At 65.6% G+C, this 15,474-nt stretch carries 8 protein-coding genes; 4 read left to right on the top strand and 4 right to left on the bottom strand.

Annotated features, from left to right (window positions below):
* The first annotated feature begins 216 nt into the window (after positions 1-216).
* A complete protein-coding gene (locus K1X11_RS14670) occupies positions 217-2,130 on the top strand; it encodes a hypothetical protein (RefSeq protein ID WP_221031567.1) in 1,914 nt (637 codons plus the stop codon).
* A 389-nt stretch (positions 2,131-2,519) separates the two neighbouring features.
* Here K1X11_RS14670 and K1X11_RS14665 read toward each other — a convergent pair whose 3' ends face one another.
* Positions 2,520-4,463 carry a sodium:solute symporter family protein gene (locus tag K1X11_RS14665; protein ID WP_221031566.1) on the bottom strand — a complete coding sequence of 648 codons (1,944 nt, stop codon included), beginning with the start codon at positions 4,461-4,463 and terminating at the stop codon, positions 2,520-2,522.
* A gap of 124 nt (positions 4,464-4,587) precedes the next feature.
* A complete protein-coding gene (locus K1X11_RS14660; RefSeq protein ID WP_221031565.1) occupies positions 4,588-6,897 on the bottom strand; it encodes a hypothetical protein in 2,310 nt (769 codons plus the stop codon).
* 185 nt (positions 6,898-7,082) lie between these two features.
* Here K1X11_RS14660 and K1X11_RS14655 point away from each other — a divergent pair, with 185 nt between their 5' ends.
* Positions 7,083-7,922: a helix-turn-helix domain-containing protein gene (locus K1X11_RS14655; RefSeq protein ID WP_221031564.1), complete on the top strand. Its 840-nt coding sequence runs from the start codon at positions 7,083-7,085 to the stop codon at positions 7,920-7,922.
* Between the two features lie 10 nt (positions 7,923-7,932).
* On the opposite strand, the gene K1X11_RS14650 is transcribed toward K1X11_RS14655, so the two are convergent.
* Positions 7,933-8,739: a GNAT family N-acetyltransferase gene (locus K1X11_RS14650; protein WP_221031563.1), complete on the bottom strand. Its 807-nt coding sequence runs from the start codon at positions 8,737-8,739 to the stop codon at positions 7,933-7,935.
* A 193-nt stretch (positions 8,740-8,932) separates the two neighbouring features.
* Between K1X11_RS14650 and K1X11_RS14645 the strand changes: the two genes are divergently transcribed.
* Positions 8,933-9,817: a DUF2911 domain-containing protein gene (locus K1X11_RS14645; protein ID WP_221031562.1), complete on the top strand. Its 885-nt coding sequence runs from the start codon at positions 8,933-8,935 to the stop codon at positions 9,815-9,817.
* A gap of 132 nt (positions 9,818-9,949) precedes the next feature.
* Here the strand turns inward: K1X11_RS14645 and K1X11_RS14640 are convergent, their stop codons facing one another.
* Complete coding sequence (locus tag K1X11_RS14640) at positions 9,950-12,577, bottom strand: hypothetical protein (RefSeq protein ID WP_221031561.1); 2,628 nt, start codon at positions 12,575-12,577, stop codon at positions 9,950-9,952.
* A 247-nt stretch (positions 12,578-12,824) separates the two neighbouring features.
* Between K1X11_RS14640 and K1X11_RS14635 the strand changes: the two genes are divergently transcribed.
* Positions 12,825-15,308, top strand: coding sequence for a PIG-L family deacetylase (locus K1X11_RS14635; protein WP_221031560.1), 2,484 nt, complete (start codon positions 12,825-12,827; stop codon positions 15,306-15,308).
* Positions 15,309-15,474 lie beyond the last annotated feature (166 nt).

Raw genomic sequence — 15,474 nt, 5'->3', positions numbered from 1 at the left:
TTCGGGTAAAAAAATGTCCAAATTAGGAAGCTTAACTGTCTAGGTTTTGTCCGATAGAAGCCAATTGGGCCCCAAACGCCGTGATGGCTCCGCGGGTGCTCTCCGTTACGTGGAGTCGCCTTCGATGGTCGGCTTGATTGCCTCCTCTTTGAGCCGCCTACCCCAACCCTCTCTCCCGTCTCGTTAGCGCGGAGGTCCTTACCCTGTTCTTGAACCATGTCTTACCCGTTTTTCCGTTCGTTTCGTTTCGCTTTCATTTTGTTGGGCCTGGCCGGTGGGGGGCTGGTGACGGCCTTGGCCCAACCGGCGTTTGAGGGTCCGCCGCCATTGCGGGAGCCGGTGGAGCGGGCGGACCTGCGCCGCGCGGCTTACCTGGAGCGCGTGCAGGAGGTGGTCGATTGGCGCATCGAGACGCTCTACGATCCGGCGGATGTGGCGAAGATGGACATCTCCACGGTGGTGATGCTGCTGCGCCGCGGGGAGCATCTGGACGACTGCAGTGAGCGCGTGATCCAGTTGATGGAGAATCCGGGCTCGGGACCGTTCTGGATCTTCCCGACCACCATGCTGGCTTTTGCCGGGCGGGACACCCTGTCGGTCGAGGCGCAGGACGCGATTCGCGAGGCGGTGCGCACGGCGCGGCAAGTGCGCGGCGACACCGAGAACCACTTCGTGCTCTACTACACCTCGATGTATCTGCTCTCGGAGCTGTATGCGGGGGAGCCGGCGGAGGCCTGGGCCACGGGCAAAAGCTCGGCGGAAATGCACGCGGAGTCGAAGGGTTGGTTGCTCGATTGGATGAGGCTCACCACCACGATCGGGCAGGGCGAATACAACCCGACCCACTACCTCGGCGAGTATGCCATTCCCATGTTGATGCTGTCGGTGTGGTCGGAGGATCCGGCGATGCGGCAGCGGGGCAGCATGATGCTCGATTGGATTTTTGCGGAGCTGGCCAACGTGACCCTGGAGGGCGTGTTGCGTGGCCCCAACTCGCGCACCGATGACACGTCGGTGACGCAGCGCTGGCAGGCTTTGGCGACCTACTTCACCTGGCAGTTGTTCGGCAACACCCCGGCGCCAAAGAACAACGCTTACTGGGGCAACTACTTCGCGGCGTTGGCCGATCATTACACTGTGCCGGAAGTGATCTATCGCATCGCGGTGGATCGCGATCAGGACATCCTGCAGCGCGACCGCGCGCGCTCGCGGCGGATGTGGCGCTACAGCGACGAGGAGATTCGTCCGATCTACAAAACGCAGTATTTGCGAAAGCACTACGCCGTGGGTTCAACCCAGGGCGGGTTGAGTGACCCGATCCAGACTCACACCTGGGATGTGACTTGGACCGAGGCGGATCCGCGCGGCAAACACCCGACGATGTTCTCCCTGCACCCGCATTCCTCGGGGTCGGTGCTGCAGTCCTTCTTCTGTGTTTATCCGGAGCCGCTGTGGGAAGGCGTGCGCCACGAAGGCAAACCCTCCTACGACGAACCGGACAAGTTGGTCGGCTGCTCGCCTTACGAGCAGGTGGTGCAGGATCTCGATGCAGTGATCGCGCTCTACCATATTCCGGAGGGCGAGCGGTATCCGCAGGTGAACGGCTTCTTCTCCAAGGATCTCACGGCGGTGGTGGAGCATGACTCGGGTTGGATCTTCGCCCGCGGCGGCGACACCTACCTCGCCTACCGTCCCTTGGCGGACTACCATTGGATCGAGCATCGCGGTTATCCGAATTATCGTGAACCGGACCGGCGCGAAGTGACCGGCAGCCGGGTGTTGGTGAGTCCGCATCGGCGCAACGGCACGATCGTGCAGGCGGCCGACGTCGCGGAGTTTGCCGACTACGCGGCTTTCCAGGCAGCGATCCTGGCCTTGCCGTTGGAGTTCACGCTCAAGCCGCATCCGCAGGTGCACTTCACGACGCTGTGCGGGCGCGAGATCGTGGCGGAGTATGGGGAAACCCCGCTGCTCGACGGGCGACCGATCGACTATGCGGGCTGGGACCTCTTTGGCGGCACGCACCTCAACAGCGAACTCGGCAGCCGCGTGCTCTCTATCCGCCACGGTCGACTGGAGCGCGTGTTGGACTTCAACACCCTGTCGGTGGCCGATCGCGTGCTGCCGTGAGGTGGGGCGGTTTTTTTAACCGCAGAGAGACGCAGAGCGACGCAGGCTCCCGAGAGGCAGGGCTGTTTTTTAACCACGGATGAACACAGATAAACACAGATTCCCGAGGGGCAGAATTGTGAGGGATTGGTGAAGGGACGCGAAGAGCGATCTGGAGTGTAGCCGCGGCCGTGTCGGCCGCGTTGCGGCGGGGCGGGCTCTGTGAACTCTGTGACTTCTATTCCTTTATCCGCAGACCCTCCAATGTGCGGCGAGTCTCGCAGAGAGGCGCAGATTCCCGAGAGGCAGGGGGATGTCGGGCGTGAAGCCCGACCCACACTTTGGGCTGCGCGTCGTGGTGATGGAAATGGTGGGTCGGGCTTTAATCCGACACTTCGTGTGACCGGCGCTCAGCCTTTGGTCACGATGGGTTTGGCGCGGGGGGTGTAGACGGTGAGGCCGGTGAGGTCCTGGCGCGGAGCGGGGAAGGCGTAGGAGGCGATGTAGCCTACGATCATGCAGGCGGCGACCGCGGCCGGGTTGAGCAGGATGGGGCTCACGTGCGTGCGCAAGAGCACGGCCGTGGCGACCGATGCGGCGGTGCCGATGAGCGCGCCCTGCCAGTTGGCGCGACGGGTGAAGAGTCCGAGCGCGTAGGTGCCGGCGAAGCCGCCGCCGAGCATGGCGGTGAGCTGCAGGCCGGCGTCGAACATCGACTTGATGTCGAAGAAACTGAAGAGCACCGCGACCGCCGTGCTCACGAGGCCGGAGAAGATGGTGACGGCGTAGGCGAGGCGCAGGCTGGTGGCCGAGTTGGCCTTCTTCACCAAGCGTTCGTAGAAGTCGACCGAGGTGAGGGTGGCGACGCTGTTGAGGCCGCTGGAGAGGGTGGACATTGAGGCGGCGAAGAGGCCGGCGATGATCAGGCCGGTGATGCCGACGGGCAGTTCGGCGGCGATGAACACCGGGAACGTGGCGTCGGTGTCGATGAGCGGGTTGAGGTGATCGGGATGCGTTTTGTAGAACGCGTAGAGCGCGGAGCCGATCGCGTAGAACAGGATGGTGCCGGGCAGGAGCACGGCGGCGAGCGTGAGCACGGAGGAGCGGGCGCTGCGGTCGTCGCGGGTGGCGAATACCCGCTGCATCATAACCTGTTCGCGCGGCCAAGTGGGGATGTCGGTGAGCACCACCAAGGTGATCGCCCAGATGGTCGGCGTGGTGAGGTCCCAGCTAAAATCAAACATGCGTGTCTTCTGCTCGGCCGAGGTGAGTTCGAGCATGGCAGGCAGGCCGCCGTCGATGCCGTGGATGATGTAGCCGATGGCAAACAGCGCGCCGCCAATCATGACAAAGACCTGAATCACGTCGGTCCAAATCACGGCCTTCATGCCACCGATGAGGGTGTAGGCGGTCGTGACCAAACCCATCAGCACGATGCAGGCGACGACGTTGGCGCCGGTCACGGCGGAGATGGCGAGGGCCGGCAGGTAGAGCACGATGCTCAGTCGGCCGATGAGCTGAAAGGCGATGGTGAGGGCGCTGCTCATCAGGCGGATCGACGGATGAAAGCGCATCTCGAGGAAGTGGTAGATCGAGGTGAGGTTGAGCCGCCGCAGCACCGGGATCATTTTGTAGGCCACGTAAATGAGGCCGAGCACGCCGAGGAGTTGTTGGCCGAGGTAGAGCCAGTTGTTGGCGAAGGTGAAGGCCGGGATGGCGATGAAGCTCAGCGCCGAGGTGCCAGTGGCGTAGAGGCTGATGCCGGCGGCCCACCAGGGGATGTTGCGACCGGCGAGGAAGTAGTCGTCGGTCGACGCCTTTTTGCGCTGCTCCTGTTGGTAACACAGCCAGCCGACGCCGAGCATGGCGATGAGGTAGACGACGATGACGATCCAATCGGTGAGCGGCAGGGTGTTGCGGGCGAGGGTGACCTCAACGAGGTAGTCGCGCGGGCCGGTGTCGTCGGTGACGGCGACGACAAAACCGCGGGCGGCGGGTTGCACGCGGGTGAGCGGGCCCGGCAAGTCCACGCTGCCGACGGTGGCCCAGGTGTCGGTGATTTCGTGGTAGGAGTGCAGGGTCAGTTCGCGCGGCGCGCTCTGGCTGGCGATGAGGCGAAACGATTGACCCGACGGTGCCACGGCATCTTCGAGCGCGACGGCGGGCAGGGGCGCGTGCGTGGCGGGCAGGGCGGCGTCGGTCACCACCAGCGCGGCGGCCGCGGCGGGGGACTCCAAGGCGCGGAGTTGCACCGACACCAAATCGGCCGTGGTGGCGGCGCGAGCGGAGGAGGATAGGGCGGCGGCGGCACCCAGCAGGGCGAGGAGCAGGAGACAGAGGCGAGCTGGGCGCATGATGGAAAACGACAACGGGAAACGGGAGCGAGCGGACGAACGAGCGAACGAGGGGCCCAACGGGAACCGGGAGGAAGGACAAATCCCTCCTCCCGGTCGTGGGCTGATTGGTGTCAGGAAAGGGTCACATCCAACCCTCCGGCCATTGGGTGCCCGGGGTGGGGCGCCACAAGATGCTCTTGTCGATCCGCGGTGGGTGGTGGCGATAACGTTGGGTGAGGTCGAGGCGGCGCTTGAGCAGCTCCGGCAGGTCCTCGCCGTAGAGGAAGGTGGTGTTGCCGACGCCGGAGGTGGCGAGCAGCTCGGACGAGGTGTTTTCGAGCAAGTCGATGAGTCCGGCGGTGTTCTCCAGATCGAGATCGATCGACTGCTGCAGCCGCTCCATCGCGGCGGTGCGTTCGGCTTCGTCGTCGGTCTCGGTGTAGGTGTATACCTCGGCGCACCAGGAGCAGACGCCGCGCAGGGCGATGGCCCAGTGCCGGTAGGCGCGCACCCGGTCGAGCAGGTCGCGGAAAACCGGCGCGGCGGGACTGTCGGCCGCGAGGCCGTCGAGCTGTTGCTGCAGGCGATCGACCAGGGCGTGGACGCGCGGGAAGAGATGCTCGTCCATGTCGTCGGTCATCTTGCGACCCATCTCCTTGGTCACCAAATCGAAGAGCACGTCGCGCCCGAGGTCGACGAGGCCGGGGTTGTTGTGCTGGAAGCAACCATGGCGCTCGTAATAAGCGCGCTCCGGGGCCGGAATGGCCTCGATGTCGGGCACGAAGGGGCGGTCCCAGGTGCGCTGCCAGCAGAAGCCGAAACCGCTGTAGAGCGGCACGAGGGGCTGCCAGATGAGGGCCTCCTCCATGTCCTGCCAGGCTTGGTCGAGGGTGGGCGCGAGCTCAGCGCCGACCAGCGAGGTGGCGTATTCGAGCAACACCTCGTCGACCGGGCGTTCCGGCGTGAACTGGGCGGCGCGAATCACGGCCGGGTGCGGCCAGTAGGGCGTGACGGTGGAGTGGGAGAGGGCACCGAAGCAGGAGGCCTTTTCCGCGCCGATGCCGGCGAGGGCCTTGATCTTGGCGTGCACCAGACGCGGGAAGGGCAGGCCGAGCAGCGGTTCGTGGTTCTGCACGCCGGAGCCGGAGTAGTGGAGGATCGGGTGGTGACCGGCGGCCTTGGCGGCTTCCAGGGCGGGCTGCTCGGCATCGTCCATCCAGGTGTGGAAGACGGAGCCGGCGACGCCGAAGTTTTCCGGGTATTTGGGATGTGGATACGGCAGGTCGTAGCCCTTGACCAGCATGGACGGGCCCTCCCAGGTGAGGTGACCGCCGAGGCCTTTGACGATGTGCTCGTGCTCGCCCTTGAAGGGCTCGAGGCGGAGGATGACATCGAAGTCCGGGTTGGTCTTGGCGGCGGCCTGCTGGAGGTTGGCCATGTAGTCGACGATGCTCTGGCCGGCGACCTCGGCGATGGCGGCGTGATCGCGCCATTCGCGGATCATGTAGGGGCCGCCGTTGCGACCGACGTAGAGGGAGCCGGTGTGTTCGAAGCCGGCGCCGCTGTCGTTGGAAAAGATGGAGAGGTAGTCGAGCTCGGGCACCGCCGTCATGAGATTTTCCATACACTCGGCGTAGTGGCGCTTGGTGATGGGGTGGTCCTGGGCGAGGCAGTAGCGCGGCAGGCGCGAGCGGAAGGGATGGTCGACGCGGGCACCGCGCAGCGTCGGGTATTTGGTGAAGAACTTCTCCGGCAGGTTGCGCGGTTCAAACATGGTGACGCCGGGCTTGAGGCCGTAGCGTTTGGCGAGGGTGGCGAGGCGCTTGAGGCGGTTGAGATTGGCCTCGAGGTAGTGGGCCGGCCAGAGCCCGCGGGTGAGCTCGGTGTCGATGAAGTGGTTGAAGCCGGCGGCGTAGGTGTAGAACTGCGGGTAGTATTCCGACTCGATGGTTTCCTCGTAGGGCAAGTGGGCCTGCAGGCCGTTGACCTCGCAGTGGGTGAAGCCGGCTTCGGCAAGGGCGCGGATGTGCGCCTCCTCGTCCATGCCGCGCACCGAGCGCCAGTATTGAGTGAGGCAGCTGTCGTAGTGCGGGCGGTGGAAGCCGAAGGTGGCGGGCAGGAGCAGGCCCGCGGAAAGTTTAGCCTGCTGGTCCGGGGCGAGGCCCTGTTGCAGCAGGCTGAGGCCAGTAAAGAGAAAACACCCCTGGGTGGCGATCAGTTCGCCGGTGCCATCGGGGGCGACTCGCAGCCAGATCCAGGCCGCGTGGGCGGCGGCGTCGGGCACCTCGACCCAGTTGCGGGAGGCCAGGGCGACCTTGAAGGTGGGGGCGGCGTCGCCGGGCTGGGCGGCCGTCGTCAGCGAGGCTTGGGCCGTGGCGGCGAGGAGGGACGCAGCCTCGCGCTCGGCGGGCTCGGCGGGATCCGGGTAAGTGATGTTTTTGGGTTGGATCATGAAAGTTCAGGCTCTCGCGCCCGGGGAGGGCGGATCGGTTGGCCGTTTGGGCGGTTAAGAAGGTGAAGCGTGGGGAACGAGGCGGCGATGGTGCCGAGGAAACACCGTAACAGCTTCCGCTGCAGAGCGATTGGAGGGCTGGGAATATTGTTTGTCCGATTGGGCGATCTGCGCAGAGTGGTCCGGTGCAACGCCAGACTCCGATTCAGTTCGATGTGCCCGTCGACGGCGTGTTTTTCGCCGAGAGTGAGCATGCGGCGAATTTCGAAATGGGATCGCGCGAGGATGACTTTCACAAGTTGCTCTACGTGGTGCGCGGGGCGGTGGAGGTGCGTTTCGAGAAGCCGACCAAGGAGGTGCCGCTGCGCGGGGTGCCGGGCACGATGATGATCGTGCCGGCGGGCGAGCGGCATCGGTTGGTGGACCTCGAGCCCTCGGTGCTGCTGTTGCTCGGTTTGGGGCGGCGTTTTGTGGATCACTACCCGGAGCTGAGTGCGATGTGGCATCGGCTGCGGCGTTCGCAACTGAGCCTGTTGATGCGTCTGCGTCCGGTGGTGGCCGGGCCGGTGGTGGGCGGTTGGCGGCAGGGCATCCTGGAGCAGGCGGAGCGGCGGCGGGGTTGCGAAGTGGCGCTGCGCATCATTGCGCAACACATCATGATCAGCGCCGACCGGTATCATCTGCAGATGAGCGCCGATTCGACGGATGAGCGGCTCCATATTCTGCTGCAGGTGTTGAGCGAAAATTTCTATCGGCCGTGGTCGACCGACGAAGCGGCGAAGCATGTGGCGTTGTCCCGTCGTCAGTTCACCGAGCGTTTCCGCAAAGTGACGGGCAAGAGCTTCGTGGCTTACGTGAACGACCTGCGGCTGGACCACGCCGAACGGCTCCTGCGCAGTGGTCGCCACAGTGTGACGGGCGCGGCCTTCTCGTCGGGTTTCGAGGACCTCTCGTATTTTTACCGCCTCTTCCGCCAGCGTCGCGGCGTGCCGCCGAAACAGTGGATGGAAGCGCAAACGGACTGACGCGGGGCGCTTATCCGATCAGGCGGGTCACCGCGTAACTCTGGCCGGCGGGGCGGAAACCGAAGCGTTGGTAGAGCGCCATGGCGGGGTTGCTGGCGACACCTTCGGTGCAGATCACGAGGGTCTTGGCGCCGACGGTGGTGAAGGCGTGACGGATGGCGTGGTCGAGCAGGGTGCTGCAGGCCTTGCGCCGGCGGTGAGCGGGGTCGGTGGTGACGTATTGGAAGCGGCCGAGCTCTCCGGTCTCGTCGAAGAACAGACCCAGGCTGCCGAGCAGCGTGTCGCGGTCGTAAGCGCCCCACCAGGTGCCGCGCCCGTTTTCGATCATGCGGTGGGCGGCGAGGGCCTGGCGGGTGCGAAAGGCCCCGCCGTCGGCGTCGAAATGGGGATCCTCGTCGTCGCAGAGCGTCTGCACGCGCACGACCTCGCGCCAGCCGTGATCGTCGGTCACCGGTCGCACGGTGAGGGCCGGGTTGACGGGCGGGGGCGAGCTGTCGGCGTAGTCGGTGTGCGCGAGGCTCAGGGCCGCGCTGGATTCCAGCCGGAAGCCTTGGGCGATAAAACCGTCGGACTCACCGGGGATTTCCTCATCCCACGCGATCGTGATGTGGTTGAGCGAGTCGCCGAATTCCGCGGCGTGGCGTTCGAGCCAGCGTGCCTCGTCACCGGATCGGGGGGCGTTGCGAAAGAGGAGCAGGTTGCCGAACCAGTAGGTGGGATTGGAGGGCGTGCGGATGACCCAGTAGTCGTCGCGTTCCTCCACGACGCCGTCATGGCGGTGAAAGATGCAATCGGTCCGGTATCCGAGGTTGTGCATGGGGCCGATTGAGGAGGAGATGCGGTCCCGCGTCCAGCGGGTGGGCGACCGCTTCCGGTTATCTTTGGGAATAAGCCTTGGGCTTAACGCCTATCATTCCGGGGGCAGAATTCCGCAGACTGATTTGTCCTTCGGGTGGTTTTGCGCGATCCGTCCGTCCTCGACTCCGTTTCCGTTCCAACCTTCCAGCATCATGAAACCTACGTCCCTGCTTCGCCTTGTTGCCTTTTCGTCTGCCTGCGCTCTCGCGCTGCCGAGCCTGTCGCTCGCGCAGGGGCAGCTCCAATTCCCCGCCGCCAGCCCGAATGCCAAGGTCTCGCAGACGGTCGGCCTGACCGAAGTCGAAATCGTCTACGCCCGTCCGGCGATGCGCGGTCGCGAGATCTTTGGGGGTCTGCTGCCTTACGACTCCATCTGGCGCACGGGGGCCAACGCGGCGACGACGATCAGCTTCAGCACGCCGGTCGTGTTTGGCGGTGCCGAGGTTCCGGCTGGCACCTACGCGCTCTACTCCGTGCCGCACAAGGGCGACTGGGAAGTGATCCTTTCCTCCAAGGACGACACCTGGGGCTCCTACTCTTTCACGCCGGAGGATGAGGTGGTGCGCGTGACGGCGACGCCGGTCATGCTCGATGCGCCGGTCGAGTCGCTCACCCTGTCGCTCGACGACGTCGTCAACGATTCTGCCACGCTCAACATCGCCTGGGCCGACGTGCGCGTCCCGGTGTCCATCGTCGCCGACACCCAGGCGGTGCTCGTGCCGCAGATCACAGCCGTGCTGGCCAGCGACGCGGAGCAGAAGCCCTACTTCCAGGCCGCGATGTATCTCTACGAAAAGGGCGTCATGCTCGATCAGGCCGCCGAGTGGATCAATGAAGCCGCCAAGCAGCAGCCCGACGCGTTTTGGCTGACCTACCGCCAAGGCCTCGTGCTCGAAGCCGCCGGCGACAAGGCCGGGGCGCTGGCCGCCGCCCAGCGCGGACTGAAACAAGCCCAGGCCCAACAACCCGGCGAACTGCGCGACGAATACATCCACCTCAACGAGACCCTCATCGCCCGCCTCGAAGCCGCCATGTGAGGTCGGCTTTGTTCCTACAGAAGAAAACGAAGGTGAACGAAGACCACTCCTCCGTAGTGGTTTCTTGGTTACACTTGGTGACCCCGGCCCAAACAGCGGCGGCAATGCCGCCGCTGTCACCTGCTTGAGGTTTTAGGGCAGTTCGTAGATCTCGATGAGGCCGTTGCCAGGGGCGGTATCGGGGGTGGCGACGGCGAGGGCGACGGTGTAGGAGCCGGGATTCAGGGTCACGATGAGCGCGGCGTCCTGCGAACCAGCGGTGAGTGGAAACCCGCCTACGGATTGAGCGGCGGCGGCGATTTCGGCAGCGGTTGCGACGGTCTGATTGGGAGTCAGCGGTAGTCCCGTTTCCCAGTCATCGTTCTCGGCGATCGGCGTTTCGGTGGCGTCGTAGAGCGAGAGTCTGGGATTCGTGAGGAAACCCGCGACGTTGAAGGTCGCCAGCTCGGGGCCGACGCCGCGCACCAGGATGCGCTTGGGGCTGTTGCCGGTGACGACGAAGCCGCCGACCAGCTGGCCCTCGCCGGGCGAGACCAGGCTGCGCGAGGAGATGTTGACCAGGCGTTGCGCTTCGGTGTTCGGGGTTTCCGAGGCGTCGTAGATTTCCGTCAGGGCCACACCGGCGGCACCGACATTTTCGATATGCACCGTGTAGGCGCCGGGGGGGAGTTGAGTTTCGGCGACGGCGTCCTTGCTGCCGAGGTCGAGGGGGAAGGCGCCGAGGCGGCTGGTCAGTTGCTGGATGGAAAAGTCGCCGCTCCAGTCATCGACGCTGGCAACGGATTCACCGGCTGCATTGTAGATCGTGATCTTCGGATCGGGCATGGCAGTGGTGAGGCCGAAGTCTTCGAGGGTGGGGCCGATGGCTCGAATCAGGACGTGTTTGGGCGTATCCCCCCCAACCACAAAACCGGTGATGAGAGGACCGCTGGCGGCGACATCCACCTGCGCCCGAATCGAGATGTTGACCAAACGATCGGTGCGAGTCGTGCCGGCGGCGAGACCGGCAAACGCGCTTTCCGAGCCGTCGGCGCGGGCGAGAGTGCCGCTCAGGGTGGCCCGACTGTTGTCGATGTTTCCGGTCAAAGTGAGATCGCCGGGGAGGGTGGCGGAAAAGTTGCCGCCGCCGCCGATGCTGCCGCTGCCGCCCGCGACCGTTTGCGGGGAGGCCCACAGCAGGTAGGTCGACCCGGTCGTGCCGACGATGGCATGGGTGGTGCCACTGGCGTTGCCCAGCGCCGAGGCGGAGTAGTAACCGGCCAGGGCCGCGGTGCCACCAGCGGGCGCTTCCAGTTGGCCGGTGAACTCGAGGTCGACGCCCGAAATTGTGCCGGTAATGGCGTCACTGGAGAGGGCGCCGCTGAAGGTGTAGTCGTGGGTGTCGCGTGCGGGCGTGCGGGGTGACGAGGTGCTGGCGCCGTTGGCGGTCGTGGAGTCGGTCGCGACGAGCGTGGCGGCCGTGGCGGTGAACTGGCCGCTGCCGTCGAGGGCCAGGGGGACCACAAAACCTTCGCTGGTGCCGGCGAGATAACCGATGAGTGTGCCGGAGGTGCGGTTGGCATCTACGACCACGGCGAACGCATCATCCGCACTGGTCGTGCCGAAGAACACCAACTGACCCGACTGCCGCACCTCGAAGGATTGGGTGACGGCCACCGCACCGGCGTAGCGGTTGTTGCCCGCTTGGGCGGCGCGCACGGTCACCGTGCCGCCGGCTCCGGTGAAGGTGAGGGTGGACCCGCTCACAGTGGCGGGGCCGGAAACGACGGTGTAGTTGATGGGCAGACCGGAGGACGCAGTCGCGCCGAGCGTCAACGAGCCTTGGTCCGCCGATTGCGTGCCGATGGCGTTGAAGGTGATGGACTGCGGCAAGTTGGCCGGGTGGACGGAGAGCGTCAGCGGGGCGCTCACTTCGACACCCTCGGCGTTGGCGGCGATGAGGGTCGCGCCAAAGGTGCCCAACTCCTGGGCCGTGCCGGTGAGTTCACCGGTCATCGCATCGACGCTGACGCCGGGCACGAGGTCGGTGCCGCTGAAACTGACCCCCGCGCCGTTGGTGGTGATGGTGTAGGCGGGCGTATCTCCGAAGGCGACGCTTACGGAGCTTCCGCTCGTGATCACCGGCACCGGCACCGGAGCGGCGAGATCGACCTCGATATTGTCCCACAGGAAACGAGATCCGGGAGTGGCGAAGGTCACCACAAAGCGGTCGATGTTGTTGAAGCCGTCATGGCCGGAGACATCGATCGTGGTAAAGGAGCGTCCACCGAGTGAGCCCTGGGGTAGCGCACCGGTCATCACCGCACCGCTGAGGGCGACGTCATCGCGGTAGCCGGACAACGTGTAGTCCGTGGCCCCGCCGGCGGCGTTGATTGCAAAAGAACCGAGTTTGAACTCCGTGCCGTCGTTGCTGGCGAAGGCGACCGAACTCACCAGCATATCACTGCCGCCGAAAGTCACGCCGCCAGTTTGCACCGCATCGGTGGAGCCCACGCCATAGGTGGCGAGGCCGCGGATGAGCCCCGGGGTGCCGGCGACCTCGACGGTCGTAACCGTGATGTCCCAACCCGAGCCGTCAAAATCGCTGATGCTCACCTCCGTCGTAGTGCTCCCGGCGTCCATGATGTCGCCGGAGAGCGGATCAAAGTCCGTGGTGCCGACCACGGGAGCGGCGGCCAGCAGGCGGGAGGTTATTGCGAGCGTTATTCCGCAGAGCAGGGCTAACGAACGGCGGAAACGGTGGGAGGTAGGGCGAAGCATCGTCGGGGGCATGATATTAGAAACGGATAGAGTAGAAAGGACCCCGTCTAGCGCAACTCACGTGCAGTCGCTACGGCGTGCTTTACCCATAATTCGGTAGCGCGGTGCGCTTCGCTGCATGCGGGGTGATGTGCTGAACACGCAGCTACTTTTTAGAGGTCAATTGCGCGCCGTCGTCGCTTTATGGCGTTTCTGTGCCTTCTTTGCGACGTCGTCCGCCGGTAATGGCCTCGCCTCCTTCAGTCTCATGAGTTTTCGCAGTCGTTTCTCTTCCGTGGCGCTTACGTGCCTCACCGCCTTGGTGCCCCTGAACGTCGGGCTTCATGCCGAACTCGCGCCGCCGGCGGCGGGGTCGATCCTGCGCGAGATGCAGCGGCTGCGGGAGACGGGTCGTGTGCTCTACCTCGCCGCTCACCCGGACGACGAAAACACGCGGCTCATCGCCTATCTCGCCAACGAGCGTCACTACGCCACCGGCTACCTGTCGCTCACCCGCGGCGACGGTGGCCAGAACCTGATCGGTCCGGAGCTGCGCGACGCCCTCGGCGTGATCCGCACGCAGGAACTGCTCGCCGCTCGCCGCATCGATGGTGGTCGGCAGTTTTTCTCCCGCGCCAACGACTTTGGTTACTCCAAGAGCGCCGACGAAGCGCTCACTGTCTGGGATCGCGAGCAGGTGCTGGCCGACACCGTGCGTGTCATCCGCCAGTTTCGGCCCGATGTGATCGTGACCCGGTTCTCGCCCGACATGGGTGGCACGCACGGTCACCACACCGCGTCGGCCGTGATGGCGCGCGAAGCCTTTGCCCTCGCCGCTGATCCGGAAGCGTTCGCCGCCGAGCTCGGTCATCTGCCGCCGTGGCAGGTGCGCCGCGTGGTCTGGAACGCGTGGAGCTGGGGCGGTCGCGAGTGGCCGGGCGCGCTGAAGCTTGATGTGGGCGGCTACGATCCGGTGCGGGGTGAGTCCTACGGTGAGATCGCCGCCCTTTCGCGCTCGGAACACAAGAGCCAGGGTTTTGGCGCGGTGGGCTCGCGCGGGACGGCCGAAGAACAGTTTGTGCACCTCGTTGGTGACGCCGCGTCGGCCGACCTGATGGACGGTGTATCCGATAAATGGGCACAGTGGACCGGCGGCGCCGCGATTGCCGCGCAGATCGACGCGACCATGGATGACTTTGATGCCCGCGCGCCGGGCGCGAGCGTGCCGGCGCTGCTGGTCGTGAAGCGCGCGCTGGCGGCATTGCCGGCGGAGGACCCGTTGCTGCTCGAAAAACGCGCGCAACTCGACGCCATCATCGCGGCCTGCCTCGGGCTTTACGCCGAGTCCACCGTGCCGGCGGCGCGGGTGGTGCCGGGCGAAACGTTGGTGCTCACGCACGAGGTGGTGTGGCGCGCGGCCGCGCCGGTCGACGTGGTGTGGACGGGCCTGCGTTACACCGCCGACGGCGAGACGGTGGCGGTCAATCGTCCGCTGACGTTGAACGAAGCCACTACGCTGGAAGCCACGCGCACGCTGCCGGCGTCCACGGCGCTCACCCATCCGTATTGGCTGGAGTTGCCTAGCACGGTCGGCATGGCGCAGGTGGCCGACGCCGACCTCATTGGCACGCCCGAGAATGATCCGGCGTATGCGGCGGTGTTTGAATTTACGGTCGATGGTGAACCGCTGGCGGTGCGGGTGGCGCCGGAGCAGGTCACGCGCGATCGGGTGCGCGGGGAGTTGCGCGATCACCTGCAGGTCATCGCGCCGGTGGCGGTGGATTTTGCCAGTGGCCTCGAACACTTCGCGCCGGGGCAAACCCGTGACGTGGTGGTGACGGCGACGGCGTCGCGTGGCGAAGCGGCGGGTGAGTTGGGCGTGACCGTGCCGGCCGGTTGGACGGTGACGCCGGCCAGCCAGCCCTTCGCGCTGGCGGCGGTGGGCGATCGCGCGACGGCGACCTTTGCGGTGACGGCCCCGGTGGAGTCGACCGTGGCGCGCCTGACCGCGCATGCGCTGGTGGACGGGCGTCGTTTTGACCGCGCGCCGCAGGTGGTGAGCTACGAACACATTCCGGTGCAGGTGTTGCAGCCGGTGGCGACGCTCACCGCGATGACCTTTGATCTACAGAAGCGTGGTGAGCGCGTGGGTTATCTGCCGGGGGCCGGCGATACGACGGCCGAAGCGCTCACGCTCATGGGCTACGACGTGCGCACGCTCACGCTGGCGGACCTCACCCCCGCCGGACTCGACGGACTCGATGCGGTGGTGGTTGGTATCCGTGCGTTCAATACGATGCCCGAGCTGGCCACGCAGGCCGGCGCGCTGTGGGACTTCGTGGCGGCGGGCGGCAACGTGATTGTGCAATACAATACCAACGGCGGCATCGATGGCGCGGCGGTCGGACCGTATCCGCTGCAGTTGAGCCGCGACCGCGTGACCGATGAAACCGCGGTCGTCACTCTGCTCGAGCCGGAGCATCCCGCGCTGGCTGGACCGAACCGCATCACCGCGGCGGACTTTGCGGGCTGGGTGCAGGAGCGCGGTTTGTATTTCCCGAGCGGTTGGGATGACGCTTATACGCCTCTGCTGAGCATGGCCGATCCCGGTGAAGCGCCGACGCAGGGCAGCCTGTTGGTGGCGCCGCACGGCGAGGGGTGGTTTGTCTACACGGGGCTGTCGCTCTTCCGCGAACTCCCGGCCGGCGTGCCCGGGGCCTATCGCCTGCTGGCGAACCTCGTGTCGCTGTAAGGCGGGTCGAGGCGGCTGTGAGGCAGGGTGGTTTGGACCACAGAGTGCACAGAGGGGGCACAGAGAGAAGGGAGGCGGAGAGGCAGGGAGACCCGGGGTCACCGACCCCGGCTACAGCGGCAGGCGAGAGGCAGGTTTTTTTCAACCGCTAAGGGCGCGAAGAGAC

This window comes from Actomonas aquatica (assembly GCF_019679435.2).
Taxonomy (GTDB): domain Bacteria; phylum Verrucomicrobiota; class Verrucomicrobiia; order Opitutales; family Opitutaceae; genus Actomonas; species Actomonas aquatica.
Note: the sequence above shows the minus strand (reverse complement) of the source record. Positions and strands in the feature narration are given on the sequence as shown.

What these genes read in the sequence shown, in the direction of transcription:
- K1X11_RS14670 (WP_221031567.1), top strand. Translation starts at nt 217, where the DNA reads ATGTCTTACCCGTTTTTCCGTTCGTTTCGTTTCGCTTTCATTTTGTTG.
- K1X11_RS14665 (WP_221031566.1), bottom strand. Translation starts at nt 4,463, where the DNA reads ATGCGCCCAGCTCGCCTCTGTCTCCTGCTCCTCGCCCTGCTGGGTGCC.
- K1X11_RS14660 (WP_221031565.1), bottom strand. Translation starts at nt 6,897, where the DNA reads ATGATCCAACCCAAAAACATCACTTACCCGGATCCCGCCGAGCCCGCC.
- K1X11_RS14650 (WP_221031563.1), bottom strand. Translation starts at nt 8,739, where the DNA reads ATGCACAACCTCGGATACCGGACCGATTGCATCTTTCACCGCCATGAC.
- K1X11_RS14645 (WP_221031562.1), top strand. Translation starts at nt 8,933, where the DNA reads ATGAAACCTACGTCCCTGCTTCGCCTTGTTGCCTTTTCGTCTGCCTGC.
- K1X11_RS14640 (WP_221031561.1), bottom strand. Translation starts at nt 12,577, where the DNA reads ATGCTTCGCCCTACCTCCCACCGTTTCCGCCGTTCGTTAGCCCTGCTC.
- K1X11_RS14635 (WP_221031560.1), top strand. Translation starts at nt 12,825, where the DNA reads ATGAGTTTTCGCAGTCGTTTCTCTTCCGTGGCGCTTACGTGCCTCACC.